Source organism: Rosistilla oblonga (assembly GCF_007751715.1).
Lineage (GTDB): Bacteria > Planctomycetota > Planctomycetia > Pirellulales > Pirellulaceae > Rosistilla > Rosistilla oblonga.
Map to the genome: position 1 here is coordinate 1,830,849 of NZ_CP036292.1, position 19,896 is coordinate 1,850,744.

13 protein-coding genes are annotated in these 19,896 nt (G+C 53.5%); all 13 read right to left on the minus strand.

The genetic code is table 11. The features are described from left to right. Positions 1-104: 104 nt before the first annotated feature. Positions 105-4,160 (minus strand): type I restriction endonuclease subunit R, encoded by a 4,056-nt coding sequence (locus tag CA51_RS06470; RefSeq protein ID WP_197451641.1) that lies wholly within the window; start codon positions 4,158-4,160, stop codon positions 105-107. A gap of 193 nt (positions 4,161-4,353) precedes the next feature. After that, on the minus strand, positions 4,354-5,097 hold the full coding sequence (locus CA51_RS06475) for a hypothetical protein (protein WP_145118880.1): 744 nt from the start codon (positions 5,095-5,097) through the stop codon (positions 4,354-4,356). A gap of 95 nt (positions 5,098-5,192) precedes the next feature. After that, the gene (locus CA51_RS06480; protein ID WP_145118882.1) at positions 5,193-6,368 is read right to left on the minus strand and encodes a DUF3293 domain-containing protein; all 1,176 of its coding nucleotides are present in this window, start codon (positions 6,366-6,368) and stop codon (positions 5,193-5,195) included. A 208-nt stretch (positions 6,369-6,576) separates the two neighbouring features. After that, positions 6,577-6,828 (minus strand): hypothetical protein, encoded by a 252-nt coding sequence (locus CA51_RS06485; protein WP_145118884.1) that lies wholly within the window; start codon positions 6,826-6,828, stop codon positions 6,577-6,579. A gap of 12 nt (positions 6,829-6,840) precedes the next feature. After that, the gene (locus CA51_RS06490; protein ID WP_145118886.1) at positions 6,841-8,364 is read right to left on the minus strand and encodes a hypothetical protein; all 1,524 of its coding nucleotides are present in this window, start codon (positions 8,362-8,364) and stop codon (positions 6,841-6,843) included. A gap of 4 nt (positions 8,365-8,368) precedes the next feature. Next, the gene (locus CA51_RS06495; RefSeq protein WP_145118888.1) at positions 8,369-11,821 is read right to left on the minus strand and encodes an ATP-binding protein; all 3,453 of its coding nucleotides are present in this window, start codon (positions 11,819-11,821) and stop codon (positions 8,369-8,371) included. Between the two features lie 118 nt (positions 11,822-11,939). Beyond that, positions 11,940-13,190, minus strand: coding sequence for a restriction endonuclease subunit S (locus CA51_RS06500; protein ID WP_145118890.1), 1,251 nt, complete (start codon positions 13,188-13,190; stop codon positions 11,940-11,942). Further along, complete coding sequence (locus tag CA51_RS06505) at positions 13,187-15,415, minus strand: type I restriction-modification system subunit M (protein WP_145118892.1); 2,229 nt, start codon at positions 15,413-15,415, stop codon at positions 13,187-13,189. The genes CA51_RS06500 and CA51_RS06505 overlap by 4 nt, the downstream gene beginning before the upstream one ends. A 173-nt stretch (positions 15,416-15,588) precedes the next feature. After that, positions 15,589-16,290, minus strand: a complete 702-nt coding sequence (locus tag CA51_RS06510; RefSeq protein ID WP_145118894.1) for a hypothetical protein — start codon at positions 16,288-16,290, stop codon at positions 15,589-15,591. Between the two features lie 40 nt (positions 16,291-16,330). Beyond that, the gene (locus CA51_RS06515) at positions 16,331-18,811 is read right to left on the minus strand and encodes an AAA family ATPase (RefSeq protein WP_145118896.1); all 2,481 of its coding nucleotides are present in this window, start codon (positions 18,809-18,811) and stop codon (positions 16,331-16,333) included. Next, positions 18,808-18,996 carry a hypothetical protein gene (locus tag CA51_RS06520; RefSeq protein WP_145118898.1) on the minus strand — a complete coding sequence of 63 codons (189 nt, stop codon included), beginning with the start codon at positions 18,994-18,996 and terminating at the stop codon, positions 18,808-18,810. Before CA51_RS06520 ends, CA51_RS06515 begins: the two co-directional genes overlap by 4 nt. Positions 18,997-19,110: 114 nt before the next feature. Then, the gene (locus tag CA51_RS25700; RefSeq protein ID WP_197451642.1) at positions 19,111-19,248 is read right to left on the minus strand and encodes a hypothetical protein; all 138 of its coding nucleotides are present in this window, start codon (positions 19,246-19,248) and stop codon (positions 19,111-19,113) included. Between the two features lie 45 nt (positions 19,249-19,293). After that, positions 19,294-19,896 carry a hypothetical protein gene (locus CA51_RS06525; protein ID WP_145118900.1) on the minus strand — a complete coding sequence of 201 codons (603 nt, stop codon included), beginning with the start codon at positions 19,894-19,896 and terminating at the stop codon, positions 19,294-19,296.

Sequence of the window (19,896 nt, forward strand, 5' to 3'; positions counted from 1 at the left end):
TCTGACTATTGGCTAACGGGAGGCTCGTGAAACTGTCCTTGTTTGCAATCCAATTTGTAAGCCGAGCGGTGAAAGTAGCCGTGCCGAACGCGATACCCAGTGCCTCACGGCACTAGGTTCACAATGGTTTCCAACCCATCCGACAGTGAGTCGAGTAGTTTGACACGGATTTCGTTGGCCTCGGTTGCCGTCAGTTGTAGGTCGTCGGGACGGTAGAGCAGCTCGCTGTCAGAATTGAACTTGGGTTTCTCGCGTCCAAGTTGCTTGGCGATCGCGTGCTGGATCTGCTCCCACTCGCCTCGCTTCGCCACGTCGTCGGCGTGGTCGCCACGACACCGGAGTTGGAATAATAGATCCAGCGCTGCCGAGCTTGACTTACCGAGTTGACGCTTGAACTCGACGAGCGCGTCGTGAGCCGTCCCGCCATCCTGAATCGTCAAGCTTTCACTCGTCAGCTTGATAACGCGTTCGGCGAAGGCGAACAGCTCTTGCCAAATGGCATCCGAATCAGTTTGTGTCGACTCCGTCGGTGTTTGGATTGCTCCAATCGACTTGGCCATTTCCGTTCGCGATGATTCACGGAAGACCGATGGGCCATCGCCTCCGCCAACCAGACGATCGTGAGACTCGCGAAAACGTTGGACAGCATCAGCCAATTGCACTCCAAGATCGTGTTGCCAATCGTTTGTGGTCAGCGAACACTTCCATTGATCGAGCGAAAGCCGCCCGCGGGTGGCAGCCGATTCACGCAATGCATGATGAATCTCTTTTACCATCCACGTCTGGACGCGATTGCTCGATTCGTCGTCGATCTTTTCCAGCGATTGAACTCCCGCGCCTTTGCAGAGTATTCGCTCAATCCTGTATCGCGAACCACGGCGGCCGGCCAGGCGATCGTCAATCACTCGCACTGCCATCGCCACGTCGATGTTGCCGAACGATGAAGGCACCAGCGATTGTTCATCGACACACAGAATCCTTGCCGACTTGATCCAACTCACCAGTGACTTCAAATTGTGAACGCTGCGCTGGAAGTCGCCCGCGTGTTGATTCCAGCGGCTGCTAACGTTCACGCCGGTCGTCTTTTGAAAGTGCGACAACAGCAAGTCGTAAACCGGGCCTAGCCGATCTCGTTTGCCTTCGTAGCTTTGGTCAAAGCTGGTGTCGTGAGCAAACTGCCGAAAGCCCTCTTCGTCGTTGTAGTGCTTGTAGAGTTTGGTTTGGTCCTGAATCATCGAATTCATGACGCGGCGATAGGCGCGGTCGTGTTCGATGCGGGCGGTCTTCTTATCGCTGTTCTGGCAAGCGTTGTTGTATGCCGGATCCTCGGCGACACGGCGAGGAATTTCCTCCGTGATCAATTCCTCGATGCGATCCTTGTCATCCCAGTCGATGTTGCCAAACTGATCATTGAACGTTCGGATGATCGACGAAAGCCGATCCAGTTCGACAGGCGGTTTTGCTCCACCGCCCGTATCGTTGGCGGGATCAACCTCGGCATCTTCATCGGGGAGCAGAATTTGCATCTGCGCGCCGACTTCGACACGGTAACTGTCCATGTCGATCGTTTGCAAAATGCCTTTTGACAGATCCTCCTCTTGAGGTGCCGGCAATTTTGGCGTCAGGAAATTCAGAAAGGTCGAAAGACGTTCCCAATTGGGTGGCACCGACGGCAAGATGGTTGCCAGGAAGCCGTAGGTCCGCACAAAGGCCTTGGCACGCGATTTGAAATCGACTTGCTTGTCTTCATCGAGGTCTGAGAGATAGCGATCGACGCAAACATCGAGCAACGGATCCAACTCGCTGCGATCGGCACCGGCCAGATAGTCATCGACGAACGCTTGCACCTCCGACCATGCATAGACCTGGTGCGCGTCCAGTACGGACTTCAAATCATGCAACTTATTTGGATCGGTCGAATCGCTGAGCACTGTTGTGCGATAGTACTTGGCGAAGGACTCACGGATCGTTTCCAAATCATTGAGGAAGTCCAGCACGAAGGTATCGTACTTATGCGGGTGGGCGCGGTTCAAGCGTGACAGCGTTTGCACCGCTCGAATGCCCGAAAGCGGCTTGTCAACGTACATCGTGTGCAACAGCGGTTCGTCGAAACCGGTTTGAAACTTATCGGCGACGATCAGGAAGCGATAGGGATCCGTTCGCAACATCTTCTCGATCTTGCTGCTCGCGAAGCCGTTCATCTTCGACTCCGTGACACCCTTCTCGCCCTGGAACTCACGATCGCCCGAGAACGCAACGATAGCTCGATACGGACTCTTGCGTTCTTTGAGGTACGCATCGAACGCTACCTTGTACTGCATGGCACGATCAACGCTGCTGGCCACGACCATTGCACGTGCCTGGCCGCCGACCTTCTTCTTCGCCAGCACTTGCGAATGGAAGTGGTCGATCATTTCATGGGCTTTGCGCCGGATCGCGTGCTCGTGCGATTCGACGTATTTCCGCAATTTCTTCTTCGCCTTGCTGACGTCGAACTCCGGATCGTCCTCGACCGACTTCACCAGTCGGTAGTAGCTGTTGGCTGTGGTGTAGTTCTTCAGTACATCAAGGATAAAGCCCTCTTCGATCGCCTGCTTCATCGTGTACTTATCGAAGGGGCGAAACTTCTGCTTGTCTCCTTCAGGGACCGGCACGCCGAAGAGTTCGAGTGTCTTCGGTTTCGGGGTGGCCGTGAATGCGAAGTAGCTGGCGTTGGAGAGCATCTTGCGTTTAGCGATAATTTCATTGATTTTGTCCTCGGTGGTTGGCTCCTCCGCATCCTCATCTTCACTGCCAGCGACCGCGTATTCCGTATCGGCATCTCGGCGACCAATCACATTGCCCACGCCGAATGACTTCTCTGCGACCAAATCCGATGCCCCAACGTCTGCGGACTTCGATTTCCCGCTTAAGGCAACGTTCGCCGATGCAGCCGCCTTTCCGCCTTGGCTACTATGGGCCTCGTCAATGATCAACGCGAAGGTGCTCGCACGATGCCCGTCTCCGATCGCGTCCAGAATGAACGGGAACTTTTGGACGGTTGTCGTGATGATCTTCTTGCCTTCTTCGATGAATCGTCGCAAATCGGCTGAATTTTGGGCCGCACCAACGACGGCCGATTCCTGGGCGAACTGACGAATGTTCGCTCGGATCTGTTTGTCCAGGTTGACTCGATCGGTTACGACCAAAATTGAATCGAAGACCGATTCACCATCCTTCTTCAGGCCGATCAATTGATGAGCCAACCAAGTGATCGAATTACTCTTTCCGCTGCCGGCGGAATGTTGAATTAAGTATCGCTTGCCCGGACCGATTTGCTGCGCATCGTCAAGCAGACCACGAACACACTTCAGTTGATGGTATCGCGGGAAAATCTGTTTCCGCTTGGTCTTTCCAGCTTCGTCTTTTTCCTCGATCACTTGCGCGTAATTCTCGATGATCTCCGCGAGAATAGGCTTCGACAGGATTTCTTTCCATAGATAATCCGTCCGCAATCCATTGGGGTTTGCCGGATTGCCCGCACCATCCTTGAATCCTTGATTGAACGGCAAGAACCAACTATCGACACCCTTCAGATGCGTGCACATCCATGCCTGAGAATCGTCAACCGCAAAATGAACCATACAACGGGGGAATTGAAATAGCAGTTCGCGCGGATCGCGATCCGTCTTGAACTGATTGATTGCATCGTCGTAGGTCTGTTTGGTGATTTGGTTTTTCAGCTCAAACGTCGCTAAGGGTAAGCCATTGATAAAGATAACGAAATCGAGCGATCGAGCCGTGGCGTTGCGGCTATATTTTAGCTGTCGTGTGACGCTAAATATGTTTTTCGCATGCAGAGTAGCAGCACGCTCGTTGCCAGGTGTCGGAGTGCCGTAAAATAAATCAAGCGCTCCGGTGCTCACGCCGTGCTCGATTCCATTTCGCAACACGTCGACAACACCGCGGCGGCCAACCTCCCCTTGCAAGCGGTGCAGAAACTTCCGACGTGCAGCCCCCTCGGCATCGATGTTCAGCGTTGCATACGCTTGGGGCTGCGACGATTTTAAAAACGCCAACAGCTTCGGCACATCAATCGCGTGCTCTCGATCGTAGTCCTGCGGCGTCCCGGCGAGGTATTCGGAATCGTTGACCAATGAATCGCAAATCAGCTGTTCCAAACTTGCTTCGTTAAAACGGGAGTGGGCCATTTGCGCTGTTTGACTCCGAACGTTGACAGGGAGTTTTATGTGGGGTTCTTTTGAGAATGCAACGATTCTAGCTAATTCGGATATCTGTCGCACCCACCTTGAGGCTTGCGATTCCCGAGAGTGTTTGGCGGCAGATCAGTTGCTCAATTCCTGCAGGGCCCCGCTAGCTCAAACCGCAGGCTTTCGAACACAGCACGTCCTCTCGAATCACGAGAAAACCGTTCGCCTCCAGAGATTGTGTCAGGTCGTTTTCGCTCTTGGCGTCAAATTCGAGCAACCGATTGCCGGTGCTTGTCACATGCTCGACTCCCAATGCGATCACCGGTTCCGGCAGCCAACTAAAGCAATTGCTTTGTGGGCACACAGGCCAGTCACCGTCGGCGTAGCCAGGGATCAACAGTGGATCGAAGGGCTCTTCGTCAGCGGGCGCACCAAGCTCAATACTCAAGAACCGGTCTCGAATGAAATGCCAGTTGCGGTTTCCGCATGCGTATCGAAAATCTTGCCACGTGTTTGCTGCTTCGATGGCGTGATACAGAGTCTGCAAGGCCAGCGCTTCGCCAAATCGAATGGCAACCAGACAGCGGCCGTTGTCGCAGCTATCGACTTTTCCGATAAGAACTGTATCTTCCTCGGAACCCTCGCCACGATCCGCGTACAGGTTAATGGAGGGATCCTGGATGATGCATCTGCCATCCAAGCGAACCGGCTCACGAAACGAAATACCAGCTGCAGTGATGAATGAACTGCAATCCAAATCACGCCGCAGTAGTTCAGCTCGCAAAGCAATGTCGTGGTGCGCACGTGCCGTCACCCACCCCTGATTCCCCACTTGGCTGTTCACTGCAAAAACCAGCTCTTCGATTGTGGCAGTTGCAAATCGTTCGACAAATTTTTTGAAAGTCATCGCTTCCCGGACCTCAGTTGAATGGCAAAGTGTCATTGTTCAAGATCGTGTAACGGAAACCCTAAAAAACTGTCCGGGATATTGTCAGTAAAAGTTTACTTGCATCGAGGCGAACAAGTACGGATCGCATTCTGGATATCGATGACTAGCTTCTGCTCCCGATCAAGCCGAAAGATTGCTCTTTGTCCGAAGGTTGATGCCAGGTCGACAACCGATTGCTGATCCATACCGGCAACCAAAAAACTTTCTTCTTTCCATGATTCGCAACGTGATTGTCCGACGACCTTGCGAATTTGCTCGGTCCGCATCTTCAGACTTTCCAAAAGCATGGCATTACGCAGCCGATTCGTTGCGTCGTCTAAACTTTGCTCAAACGGATTCCAAGCAGTAATTACAAAGCATGGTTCGGGAAACGGCAAACCGGTCGCATCAGGGCCAGCCACCATCGTTTTCGATGTTTGATCCAATATCACTGAATCACTGAACGCCAGCCAAACTTGGTTTCGGTTCTCAACCAACTCGATAGCGCGCATCATCAAATCCTGCACCGCAATGAATCTGGTCAACGAGATCGGCTGTTGCGGATCATCGTGATTCAGTCGCCGCGAATGGGCGATATGGTTACGAAACCGGACGGCCCACGAGCCAACCTTGCGAAATTCACGTTTGGAATAGCCGAGTTCCTCGAGCAGTTTGGGGATCCTGAAGACCCGATTCACGACCTGGGAAAGCTGGTGAAGAGTGACATGCGAGTCACCTGATACTTCGCTAGCTACGTTCGCACCGTCAGCTGCTTGTGGCTCATCACTGATCGGATGATTGGTATAGGTTCCGACCAATCGCCGCAGCACTCGCTCCAGCGCGATTAGATGCGCAAACGCAAACGCACTGGCTGCTGGTTTCGCCAAATCTTCTCGGGTCACGACCCCGATACACTGGTTGCTTCGGGTTAGCACTAGCCAGGTTGTGGTGGCAAGCCTTAAAAAAGCATCATTGAGCGAGAGGGTATCCGGGAAGCAATGCTCGTCAGGCAGTGGCTCCATGAAGTCCGCAAGGATCGATTTCTCGGAAGCGGTCGCCAGATGTTCGCGAAAAACTATGGACGGAGCCATGATTCCTTTTACAAACGCCACATCGAAGTCGTTCGCTTTCATCCAGTAGAATTGTTCGAGAGCCGAATCAGCCGGGTCAGCATAGTGGACACCGCGACTCGCAATGTCGATCGCGAGTAACCAGTGCTCAGGAGATCGACCGTAGTCGTATACTGTCATGGATCACTCTTCTCCTTGTGCTGGCACAGCGAATTCAGTTTGATCGTGCGCTCTCGATCGTAGTCTGTCGCAATCTCAATCGCGTCAAGTCCAGGGCAGTTGGATTAGTTCCAAATTATTGCTGAACCCGGACTGAGTCAGGTTCCCGCTGCCCACCAACAACACCAGGTTTTGCTCGCCGACCATCAATCATACCTTCAGCTGAAAGCTACCCCGGCACGGCACCGTGACCGCCATGTACTCCCGAGTCGCCCCCGCGCAATGCAAACGCTTCCGCCGTCGCCCGCTTAAAGCCGTGTTTATCGCAAAGCAGCACGCACCGTTGCAACTTTCGCCGATCAATCAGTGGAAAGACCACCGATTCAAAGAATGTAAAGCTGACCGTGTAGGTGGTCCCCAAGACGTAAAGCGGAGCAAACGATTCGAAAAAATTGGAAAGCTTGGCTTTGGAAATAGACACCTATGCCACGCCTCACACGTCCTTAGGAAATTGAGCACGGACCAGACTTTTCGCATGGTTTAGCATTAGTTCTCGCGGGTTTTCGTCGCGAGCGACAACCTTCAACCGTTCCTGCATTTTCCCTAATAGCTTCATGGATGTGGCGATTGGGTCCAAATCGCTACGCCCCAGTTCGCCGAGCGCTTCGCCGACAATAGAATCGAGTTCATGCTTCGGCCAGGCTTTTTCAACCCGATCTTTCCATTGGCGAATTATCGCAGTCTTGTATTCGTCTTCGTTCAGAAGTCTCAGGAAATTTCGAATGTCATGAAAGGCATCGGTCAGCTGACCGATCAACGTCGCAACACAAACCTCGTAATCGTGGCTTTGCGGCGTCAAACGCCCGACTGTTTTGTCAAACCATTGGCCTGCGATGTCAATTGTTGCTTGATCGGACTTCGAGGCGTACTGTAGCGAATGTTGCAGATAGGTTCTTAAGCGGCCGCTCACAGTTTTGATCTCCGATACTTGATCAGCCTGAACTTGCAGCCCTCCAGCGAGCTTTTCAAAGCTGAGAACATTCGGCCCGCCGCACTCAACCAGCATCATGTACGACCATGAAACTAAGCGGAAGAAGTCAAATTCAGAGCAACCTGAGCCGAGCGGACGTTGAGTAAATGTCTCAGCCCGTTGAGCAAAAAAGGGCGCTCCTATAAAGCTGGTTGTCAATTGATCAATCTGTTCGCGGATGCGAACGAGATCATTCCATCTTTGAATCAGTTCGTCGTGGGGGAGCGCCTTTATCCGGCTGACATTTCGCGGAGCGATGCAACTACGAACAAATTCAACTTCGAGTTCCCGGCCAGAATTCATCTCGCGAAAAATCCGACGCATTACGCTGTCAATTTCACCAATATCTCCTGGCCATGCGTGGTCGAGCAGAAGTTTGACTGACTCGATATTGAGCGAGTCCAATCCTCCGCGGCAAGAACGGGCAGCTAAGTGCAATTCGTAAACCAAGTCACCTATTCGTTGCGTCAATGTCGGATAGCGGAAACCGGTCGTGAAATCGGAGAAAATGCTACGAGTCTCCTCGAATGCAGCACAATCCTGTCCAATCAAGAGAATCTGCTTCTGAGCGAAGGGCAGCCAAGCTCTCAGGTAACGAGTAAGCCGCCGCTGTCCAGCATCGTCGAGATGATGAATGTTCTTGACGACGATCTTCATCTCATCGTGTTCGCAAACGCTCCGATCAATTCCTTTTCCGAACAAGGAGTTGTGGTTGTGCTCGCCGCAACCGTCTTGAAGCACGATTGGGTTAATTGAAGGGAATTCCAATGCATTGATCACAGCCTCGTCGATTCGCCGAGAGTTGCCATAGCGAACAAATAACAGGATCTTGGCTGGATTCGCTGACTGTTCCGCAACCTGCGCCGCCTTCAATTCGTCAACGAATTGCCGGATCTCATCAGACTGTCCGGCAAACGCTCGAAGATGAAGCCACTGAGACTCATCAGCAAGACGTTCCAGCAGCTCGTCAAAATCTGATTGATTCATGGGCTCACGCCTTTCGAGCCGCCGTCACTAACCGAATTGGATCAGCAATCGTTCCCCGGAAATTGAATGCAATGCAAAAATCTTCTAGCGGTCGATTGCTTAGCATGGTTTGAGATTGAAACTCCGTCGGTCGGAAAATAATTTCTCGACGCAACGCAGGAACGTAAACCCATCCCTTATCCGTGTCTTCCGAGACGCGACGAATGGTTCCTTGGCATGGAATCGGCTCACCTCGCTCGTTACCCCAAACGCAGAGACGCACGACTCGGTAACGACCGGCCATCGTTGACCGATCCAAAATCCGAAACTGGTCTTCACTTTCCCGATACTGGCCCGTTTGAAAAAGGGCCCAAGCGTAAAAGAACCTAGCTTTCAAACTCTCCTCGTCAGCAAACGTGATGCGACGATTTAGCCAATAGGCAAAGTGCTCCCATTGAGACTTGCTAAGTGGAACAGAACGTCGCTCGGACTCGTAGAGGTCAAGTTTTCCGAAACGTTGCCACCAGGCATTTGTATAAAGCCTGGCCAGTCGCAAATCGAGTTTTTCCTCAGCGGCTTCAATTCGCTCAAGCCCGCGCTCGATGTCACCATCGGAACGCCAATTCCGTTGACTATCAAAAATTAAATTGCGTGCCAGCATATACTCACCAGCGGTTGACCCAAGTTTCGCAAGCTCTTCCAGTGCCTCTTCCTTGATTGATGGATCACCAAGGATATGCGAAAGTTCGATCCTGCGTTTGTTGTACTGCTCTTTGGATGATCGCCAAGATTCGTGGTCAAGGACATCACACAAATCTGAAATCAGTTCAACTCGTTTGCCGCTACTCTGCCTGCCAACCAATCTTCCTCCATCCAATTCGTTCTTCGTCGCTTTGAATCGCACGTCCAGAGAGTAGTAGTTCTCGCTATCGAAGATTGCAGCTTGTGTGCAGTGACGAACCGCCTCATCGAATCCGGACCCGATCGCACCGCGGACTCTCGCTTCAATCGGACTATCGGATGCCCGAGTCGCGATCTCTGACAAAATCTGTTGTGCGAGCACGCAGAGGCTTGCATACTCGTTGTGAACTCTCGAAAGGGGACGACGATATCGCTTGTCGGATGCCTCGCTATAAGAATCTTCGGCTTGATTCAAAGCCGCCGCTGCCTTCTCGTAGTCTTGAATCAGACCTTTCGCGGCAGAATCAAGTTTTTCGAGGTCGTCCCACTCGACGTTATTCAGCTTTCGTAGCAACGCCTCGCGACGAAAGTAGCCTTCTTGAAAAGCGAGTCTTGGATTGGCACGTGTTCCGCTGCTCGCCAATATTTCGGCGATGACATCGGCAAGATCGAGTAAGTCGTTGTCTGTTGAAGTGCGAAGCGTGCTACTTGGGCCAATTGCGTTAAGCAAGCGAAGCGCAAAGTCCACCTCGAAGTTGTACGTCTGCCAATCTCCGGTGGCGCGGACCGATTTCAAAAGCGTTTTAAGAACATCGAATTGCTCCGCCGGTCGAAATTGGGTTCGGACTACGGTCTGAGCCTCCAATTGCTGCCGGGCGCCCAACGCGTGATTTCCATACTCGTCTTCCGTCCAACGGTAGACCGGAGTCTCGTTCAACGCCTGCCTAAGCACATCAAATCCCTCTTTGCCAAGGCATCGAAGGACGAGATCGACCGGAACATCCTGCCCGAAAAAGCTTGGAATTAGAATCAAACCGTTGAGCTTCTGTACTTGCTCAGCGGCCACACCGGTAGCCGTGCGGAATTCGAGTTCTTCGGTTGCGTCGGTTTGTTCATTTTGGACACCTGCTTCGGCGAGGATAGATCCCAGCGTGCCCGTGGCAACCGGAACAGCAATCGACTGAGCTTGTAGTGATGCTTCCAGGCTGGAGTTATAAGTTTCCACCTCCGCCAGTAGGCCCAGCCGCAACCGACCACGAGATTCGGGGAGCAGTCTCCAAAGCCAAGCCCAGAAATTTGGATTCTCCAGATCGCCCGCAGAGATGTCTTCCACGATGCTACTGTCGAAACTCTTCAAATGCTCACGAAAGCGTTTCGCATCTGAGCCGGACATCATGATCGGAAACGGAATGCAGGTCGCGCCGGAAAACTCTTCATACGATGACCCGACCACCAGGACCTTCCGCCCACGCGACGCCAGATAGGCTGCCAGCGAAGAATACTGCTCGCCCATTTGGGACGCATCCCAGACCAGCAATACTGAGGTGCTCTCCAGACGATCAAGCTCGGCAGAAATTCTTTCGACCAATCCCGCGTCGATGTCTGTTTGGTTACGACCGAAATAGAGCACAGGCCATCCCCGTGAACGTGCGGAAATTGCCAAATCTGCAAGAGCGACCGACTTTCCAGAACCACTCTGCCCGGTGACGAGCACGGGCTCTTCGTTAAGCCTTTGTGCCTCCAGAGCCTCAAAAACGGTTTCCTTCAAGTCATCAAACTCTTGACGGCGAAAAGCCAATCCGGTCACGTGCGCCTGCCAGTCGGGGACACCGTGAGAACCGTAGAGGAAATCGCGAAATCGCCGGTACTTTTCATCCGTAGATGCAAAGTTATATTTCGTTTTCGCGTCGGCGTCGGTTAGCAGCGTGACACCATTGGTCAATCGCCGCCATTCGGATGCCTTGAACACATGTCTCTTCTGATTGGGGAAAGTGAACTCAACACCCTCGACCCAACTGCGGCTAGTCTTAATTAACCCATGAATTTGGTCTTTGGGCAGAGAGTCCGCGGCCTGCCCCAACGTCATTGAATGCAAGGTGATCTTGTTCATCCTTTGCAGCAAATTGATCTCTCTAACCTTGCCGGTGCGTTCGGTTGCGCCAAACAAGTGTGTCTGTCCCGAGCCCAATTTCGCGATTGCTTCTGCCAATACCTTCGTGTCTAACCAGTCGGCTTCATCCAATCCGTCGATGAAAAGCGTCCCGCGGGGTGTCACCAGCGTCGGCAGTTGCCGCAGCATCGTCGCAGCCACGCCGTCTCGCTCCAATTGCTCCATCTCATCTGTGGGTGGTTGCTCCCGCGACTCGTCACGCGTAACGCATCCAAACAACTTATACAGACTTAGCTTCACCCGGTTGCGCGGATCTGAAGGAAACGTGGTGTCGTCAAGCACCGGCGTGACCGATCGCCAATCGGCCGCCAAAGCCCGGTCAAGGACATCGTGAATGGACGATGTGAGAACACAATTCCAAGGCAGCGAAGTCAGCTTCTCCAAGTCATCTGGAACTGCAATGCGGCTACTGATGTCGTGCCAAATCGGCATGAGTGATTTTGCTTCACCGCAGTTCGCGATTAGATCGTCGTAGCTGTTAGCGGATTCTAAACCAAAGCGAGCTTGGCAGGTGCTCAAAAAGTAGTCCTCGCTGCCGTACTGTCGCAGCAAGTCCTGCCCCATCAGAAGCACTGCAGGCCCTTCTGACATACCAGCGAAGAGCTTTTCGTAGTCAAAGTCAGTCATTTGATAAACCTGTAAGGCTACCTATCGAGTAAGCCGCAGCACGTAGCGTCTAATTTCTACGCTGGCGGTATTTCTATTTTGTACGTGTTGGAGAAGCAAATCGCGTGGTTCCGGTCACTCAGCCTGTCAGTTGAAGCTGGCCCGTCACCGCTTCGGCGATCAACGACGTGCGGAACTCGTTCATGAGTGTGATTTCTTTCGACACTGCGTTCACCACCTTGTCGATCCGTACATATTCCGTTCGCAGGAATTCCGCGATCTTTTTTTGCTCATCGCTTGGAGGGACTGGAATTTCGATAGCCATCAAGCGATCTTTGGTCAACTTCGGTTGAGCCGCACCGCTAATCCACGGGTTGTAGTCGATGGCTTCGAGAAGTTCGGCTAGGAAGTAGAAGTCACCTCGCTTGGGACGCAAGATGTGCGCGTGATTATTGACCCAGTATCTGCCCGTTGCGATGATCGAAAGACGCAGATTGCGCAGGACGAGGTTTGCGCCATCTTCGGCGACAAGAATCAAATCCTCGTCGAAAATGAAATCATCAACTTTGTCGATTACACCGGATGCCCCGTAATAGTCAAATTCGCGTTTTTTCATCGCCCCACGCTCGCTTGAATTGAGCGGGATGCGGCGTGTATTGAAGTTGTCAAATTCGGATTTGAGCCTTCCAGGAAACCAACCCACAGGAATCTCGGGAATCCAGAAAATGCCAGATGGTTTCAGCTTCGGCGATGCCGATAATCCGCGTGTTACTGCCTTCATGCGAATCGCCGATCTTTCTTTCTCCAGCAGTTCGATGAGGCGGCGTTTGTTGGCGATGAAGCGGTCGATCTCGGCGAGCTTGCCGTCCAGGAACGACACGATCGCATCCTGCTCTCGCCGCGGGGGAACCGGGAAGAGCTGTTTGCCAAAATCACCAAAACGGAAGTCCGTGGACCGTTCGCGGATCCCAGTTGCAAGTGCAAGTATGTAATTCGTTCGTGCCATCTCGCGGAGTAAATAGGCATAGTAATACGGGTTTGCTTCAGAGGATCTGGGCAAGCAGACTTGATAGACAGGAGATGATTTTCCGTCCGAATCTGAAACACCAATGGCTCCTGCGAAGCCGTCCATCGCATGAATCACCAAATCGCCCACGCGGATTCCTTGATATCCGATTTCCTGCATCGCTTCGGTGAAGCCATCAGAGCGACGGTTCTTGCGCAATGTGACCTCGCCGTCACGGAACGCGGTAATGACTTTGTCTTGTTCTCGAACGGGGCGTTGAACTTTGTAGAAAAGTGATTTTCCCCTCGAGATTCCCCAATGTTCGGGAAATCCCATGAGCCAAGGGACAGCTTTCTTGCTTTGATCGGTCGTCACAACGCTCACGAGACCACCTCCGTGATCTTCTCCAGCAAACCTTCGGTCTCCTTTTCCAAAGCCTGAATATCAGTCGTGATCTCGGACAGACTCCGCAGCGGCGTGTACCGATAGAAGTGTCGCGTGAACGGGATCTCATAGCCGACTTTGGTTTGCTCGGCGTCGATCCAGGCGTCCGCGACGTGCGGACGCACTTCGCGCTCGAAAAAAGCCTCGATGCCGCCCTCCTCTAATAAAGGAATCTGCTCCGTGTCCCGAAGGGAACTATCCGGTTCATGCTCAACGATGAAAGTGGACTTGCCTTCGGTCAGCACGTGGAAACCGTAGCGTCGGCCGCGAGCTTCAGTCGATTTATCGATGCCGGCCTCATCCGAAGGAAGCAACTCTTGCAGTACTTCGTCGACCGTCTCGCCCTTCTTCAGCTTGGTGCGTTTGGCAACAACCGGCTCGGCCAGTTCATCGGTTTCGGCTAACGAGTCGCGGATGAATTTCTGCTCCGTCTTATTGGCTTTGATTTCCATCTCGCTGGCCAGTTTCCTCAGCTCGACCAACACAGCTTCCCAGTCCATGTGCGGCCCCGCACCAATCTGCTCCGCCAACTTCTCCACCAGCGGCGGCAATGCCTTGATCGACTTGCGTTTATCCGACTCGCAGGCCGCCGCGAATTGCTGCAAACGCTCGGGCGTCAAATCGGTTCGCAACCGCAGCGGACGCTCGACGGTGATCTTCCAGTACCCGAAAGCTTCGTTGTCAAAGATCTTCGACGTCTCGGACTCCTCGAAGTCCAGCAACTGCCGCGTCACCGTTTGAATATGATCCGCATTCAGCTTGCAAGTCTTGGAACCCAGGTTCTTTCGCAGCTTTTCAAATTGCTTCGTTGCATCAATCAATTGCACTTTGCCGCGACGGTTTTCGGGCTTGCGGTTGGTCAGCACCCAGATGTAGGTCGCGATGCCGGTGTTGTAGAAGATGTTCAGCGGTAACGCGACGATCGCTTCGAGCCAATCGTTCTCGATGATCCAGCGCCGAATGTTGGATTCACCCTGGCCCGCATCGCCGGTGAAGAGGCTGGAGCCGTTGTGGACCTCGGCAATGCGGCTGCCCAGCGGCGTGTTGTGCTTCATCTTGGACAGCATGTTGACCAAGAACATCAATTGTCCGTCGCTGGATCGCGTGATCATTCGATAGTCATCGTCGTCGCCGTACTCGCTCTTCAGTTCGGTCACGAACCGCGGGTCGGTCATGTCGGCTTTCTTGCCATCACACAACCGATCGAGGTCCATCTTCCAGCTCTTTCCGTACGGAGGATTGGAGAGCATGAAGTCGAACTCTTCGGCCGGGTATCCGTCCGCGCCCAGCGTCGATCCGTAAATGATGTTGGCGGCTTCTTCACCTTCGCCCTTGAGCAGCAGATCGGCTTTGCAGATCGCGTAGGTCTCTGGCTGCAATTCTTGACCGTACAAATGGATCGAAACCGCTTTGCCGTGATCCTCGGCCAGCCCGGTCAATGTTTCATCGGCAACGGTCAACATACCGCCAGTCCCGCAGGCTCCGTCGTAGACCAGGTAGGTGTTGTCTTCGATCTGGTCGGCGATCGGTTTGAAGATCAAGTTGGCCATCAACTGCACCACGTCGCGCGGCGTCCAGTGTTCCCCGGCCTCTTCGTTGTTCTCTTCGTTGAACATCCGGATCAGGTGTTCAAAGATCGTGCCCATCGTGTGGTTGTCGACGCCGGGATGCGTTTCGATGCCATCGGCGTCGGTGGCCGGTTCGGGGCCGAGGTGCATCGAGGGCGAGACAAACTTTTCGATCAGCGAGTAGAGCGCGCCGGCGTCCTGCAGTTTTTGCAACAAGTTGCGGAAGTCGAACTTGTCCAGAATCTCTTGGACGTTGGGCGAGAAGCCGTCAAGGTAGTCGATCAGGTTCAGACGCAGTTCTTGTTTCTTGCCGGTCGCCAGCAACGATTTCAGCGTGAACTGAGACGTGTTGTAAAACGGCTGGCCCGAAACGCTGCAAAGGGCACCGTATTGCTCGTTGATACCGTTATCGTCGAGCAGTTTCTTGGTCTTGCGAACTTCTTCGTCGGTCGATTCCAGGATCACATCCAGCCGACGAATGACGACCATTGGCAGGATGGCGTCGCGATACTTGCCGCGGACCAGGACATCGCGAAGCACATCGTCAGCGATGCCCCAGACGAAACTGACGAGTTTATTATGTAATGTTGGGTCCACGCGTAACGGATCCTCCTTGGTGGGTTGAAATACTGGCCCGCCGTGAATGCGAGAATGGATTGTTGTTTCGGGATTCACAGCGGTGGTCATCTTACCGGATCGTGTTTGAAGATGTGAGCAGTGGGCCATAAGAAACAGGGTGACATCTATGCCGTATGTTCTGCGAAGCCTCATCAACCGCTTTGGCTGATACGCTGCAGTGCATCGACCACGGTTGCGGCATCATCGGCCGGAAGCCGGGCCGCGACGGACGTGCTAAGCAGGTCAACGACTTGCTGGCGATGCTGGATTTCGCGTCGCTGGATCGCATGCATCGACACGGACCGATACAGCAAAAGGACGATGGCCAATAACGCGACCGCAAATGCGATCGAAACGCCCCAAACGAACATCAGCCAAAACTCAGCCGTCGCCACGGCATCGTCTTTCTCCTGACGCATATTTTCGTACTCAGTCTTCACATGCCGGGCTTCGCCAATGTCGGTCATTGAGTCATTGGTCTTGCGATAGAAGTCGTTTTCCAATTTAACGATCGACTCTTCGCGGTCGATGATCGCGGTCTCTCGCTCGAGCAATTGGGTCTCGAGGGTGTCCAGAGCAGCCTTGCGGCCGTCCAAGATTCGTTGCTTCTCTTCCATCTCAAATCCCTTGCCGCCTTCGGCTGCCGCCAGCTCTGCTTGCAAGCGATGATTCGCTTCCCGCGACTTGGTCAGCTCACTTTCGAGGCTCGCGATTCGCTGGTTCTGCTCCGTACGAGTTCGCTCCACTTCCGACAACCGACCACGGGCCTCGTCGCCGGTCGGCAACGAAGACCCACCGCAACCGGCGATGAAAACAAACAAGAACAAGACGGCAGTGATTGAGATGTTTTTCATTAACATTTCGTAACGGGTGTGAATCCGAAATCGTCCGGTTTTACTGAGCGTGTAACCGAAGTTTTATTGCCTCGGCGGCTTTTCGCTCCGCCTTCTGCGTCGCGGTGGCTTCGACCAAACGGAATTGAAGGCACCCACACATGCAACTAATCTCGGTGCATTTGACTGGGCTGTTGCGGCGGACTGTGGTTTTACAGCCTTGGCAGGTCAGGCAATCGAGCAGCTCGCGATAGGCCTTTACGACGTGCGTGAACTCTTGCCGGGTGAAGTCTTGCCATTGGTTGTGATGGACGGCAGGATTCACCATCCAGCTTTCCTGTTCCTCAATTCGTGTGACCAGATCCTTGAATTTGCTTTCGAGCTGGCTCGTTTCTTCATCCTTGTCGACATGCCCCCAGCTCTTGGACGCTTTGGCGGACTGTTTCAACAGTTTCCGAAACCGCTGACAAACCCTCGGGAACAGTTCTCCAACGGAATGAGAGCCGTCGGCGCGGTAGACAACATCCGCACCCAAATCGTCGGCAAGCTCTGACGATAGGCACTCGAGATGGTTGCGAAGCCGCCACGCTGCGAGGCCAATGTCATTCTTTTGCAAGGCCGCTTCGATCTCGTCCCATGTACCGACAGCCGTGAAAACCTGGGGACCGTGGTCGACGGTCCAGCCGCTGAACTGGATTGCCGATTTCGGCTCGATCAATTTGGCGGTCTGCATCTGCTTGAACCAGGTTCGCTCGTGTGTCGTGATGATGAATTGTGTATCGGGGAATTTGGTGCGGAGCAGTTCGCAGAGCTTCTTGCGATGCCCGTTGTCGATCGACATGACAACGTCATCCAAAATGACCAGTTTCAAGTCACCGTCGAATACGTGTTTCATGAGTGCCAGGTACAGGCAAATCCCCATCCCGTCTTGGTGTCCTTCGCTGTGAAAAGCGGCTGGCGGGTGGATGCCGTGCGTGTAAAACTTGGCCTTGATTTCGAGGCTGTTCTCCGACGTGTTGAACTCCGACTCAAAATCGCTTTCGTCGTCTTCGTTGATGAAGCGGTATGAGTGCTCAAAGTCAGCTTTTACATGGCCGTAGAGTTCGTTCAAAACCGCCTCGGACGTTTGTTGGTACGCCGCGTGAGTACGCTTTGCGAGCATTGCGACTTTCTCCGAAACCGCTGCCTTCTCCTTGGCCTGCTTGTATTCGGCTAGCTGGCGTTTGGCTTCGACCAGAAACGTTCGCGAATGGTCGGTTGCGGATTGCTCCGGGAGCTGGTTCACCTTTTCAGCGAGTGCCTCGACAGCGGCCGAGACACTGTTCAATTTCAGCGGATTACTGATCCAAGTTCGACCGGACATGATGCCGGCCTGCGTAGTCAGATCATTTGCCCAGGAAGAGACCCTTTCGTACGCCGTCTCCAATTCGAAAATTTGATCCGGCGAGGAAAGTCGTTTGGCGATCACGCCGAGACTTTGCAAGTCGCGGCCGATCGAAGTCAAGGCGAGCGACAACGTATCTGCGGCGTTCTCGATCGCATCGTTGATAGCTTTTGCTGCTTCGCACTGCGTTTGCTTCGCCATCAAGTGCTGCTTCAATTTCTCGAACTCCCATTCTTTGTCACACAGCGGGCACTGGTCGGCATCGAGAGCATCTAGCCCGAATCCGATCAACTGGTGCCGGGCCAATGCGATCGCTAGCGTCGGGGCTGCATCTAAGGTGTCGAGCTGACTGATGATCTGGCCGCAAGCCTGACCGATGCCATCGTCAGCAATGGAGTCTCGAATCGTCTGGATTTCGGCGATCGCGTTCTGCTTATTGACTTCTTGTTTTGTGACAACACTCTTGTCGGACGCAGGCGACAAGAAGCTATCCAGATCAGGCGATGGACTAAAACCCGCAGTGGACTGGTGGTGGTTGATCACCGCGAGCACTTTTCCGTCTTCAATCTGAGGAACGCCAAGGTGCGTGCAGAGCTTTGCCGTGAGGTCCGAGAGCGATTGCTGGTCAGCCGTCGATAATCGGGCACATTGTGCGTTGGCTTTTCGGAGTTCATCACATGTCGACTGAACTTTGTCCAACCGCAACAACGCTTGCAGTTCCTTCGATCGGTCTTTGGATTCCGCCAAGATGAATCGTATGATTTGCCGGCGGGTCAATGCAATCTCTGGATGACCGGCGATCTCGCTGACAATGGCGTTCGCGAGTTCATCATTTGGTTCGATTTTCGGCTTGGACGGATTCTTCGTCGTCCGTGTCACGACGATCTCGCGATTTTGGCTGGGCACATGCAGGGTCAGCGTCACCTTGCCGATGTCTGCGTCAACATGCTTCCCATGCTCTTTGACGGTCAGCGCCTTCGTGCCGAGGCCTTTCAGCCTGCTGCACTTGCCTGTCAGCCCGAACTCGACAGCGTCCACGACGCCGCTCTTCCCTGATCCGTTCGGGCCTTGGATTGCAAGCGAAAGGAGATTCAGCTCGCGGTTGAAGTGTTTGATCCCGCGGACGTGGTCAATCGTGATTTCTTTGATTTGAATCATGCGTTGGTTGCATCCTCGTTAGTCTTGGATTGAAAGATTACAATGAAGTCGCCTGCTTTGGGCTTCTCGTTCTCGGCAATCAGTTTGCCAACATCGCCTGCGATGTCGCTCGTACCATCGGACTCGTGCATCTTTTCAAGAAACGCGGATGTGACACGGTCAACAATGGATCTGTTCTGTTCCATTAATGTGCTCCATTCTGCTTGGTTTGCTGGTTTGGTGGTTCAACACTCGGCGATCTGCGACGCGTGAGCGGCCGGGTGCTAGCGAGGATGCCTTATGACTCATGGCTCAGCATCCTAGAACATCACGTTGAACGCGATTGTCAGGATGACGAGCAATCCAATGTCGCCTTTGAAGGCTTCAGGGGTCGTGCCGCGAAACGCGAATGAACGCATCCCGCCAACAACGATCAATGCGATGATGAATTCTGTCATGATGCTCGTTGGGTTCCTTGATGGTTGGTTGAAATGTTTGATCTGCTAGTGACTAACGAGAGGGCTCGTAATCTGTCCGGCTTTGGCAGGATTTTGCTTCGTTGGTTTCTTGATGCCACCGCAACTGAGCGTCGCGCCGTCGATGAAGTGCATCGCGTCGAGTCCATAAACTCGTGATATGTCTTGCGTCGAGACAGCCGCCGCCTTGTGTAGCGACATGACCATCAACGGCGGGCACCAGTTGCCGACGGCCAGCTTGGAGCGAAAGTTAACAATCAATTGTGGACGGTCGTGAGCGATACGAGATTTGCGTTTCCCGAAGCCTCGCCCGCGATGGACGATACAATTCGGGTCGAGCAAGATGACACCTGCGATCGGCGCGTGTTGAGCGTCGACGCCCTTGCCAAGTTCGGCGAGGCGTTCTGGAACACAGAACGTGACGGCATCGTCTTGCCAAAGGGTCGAGCGAGTTCCAGAACAAGCCTCATCAAACCACTGTTCGTAAGCGACGCTGGCCCATGCCCGCGTCGCAGGGACGACGATCCATCGACCACCGACAGCGGATTCATTGATGCGACGCATGTTGTCGATCATGCGAGCGAAGGAAGGTACCCCACCGACGTACCAGCCCAGATCGTCTTCACCCAT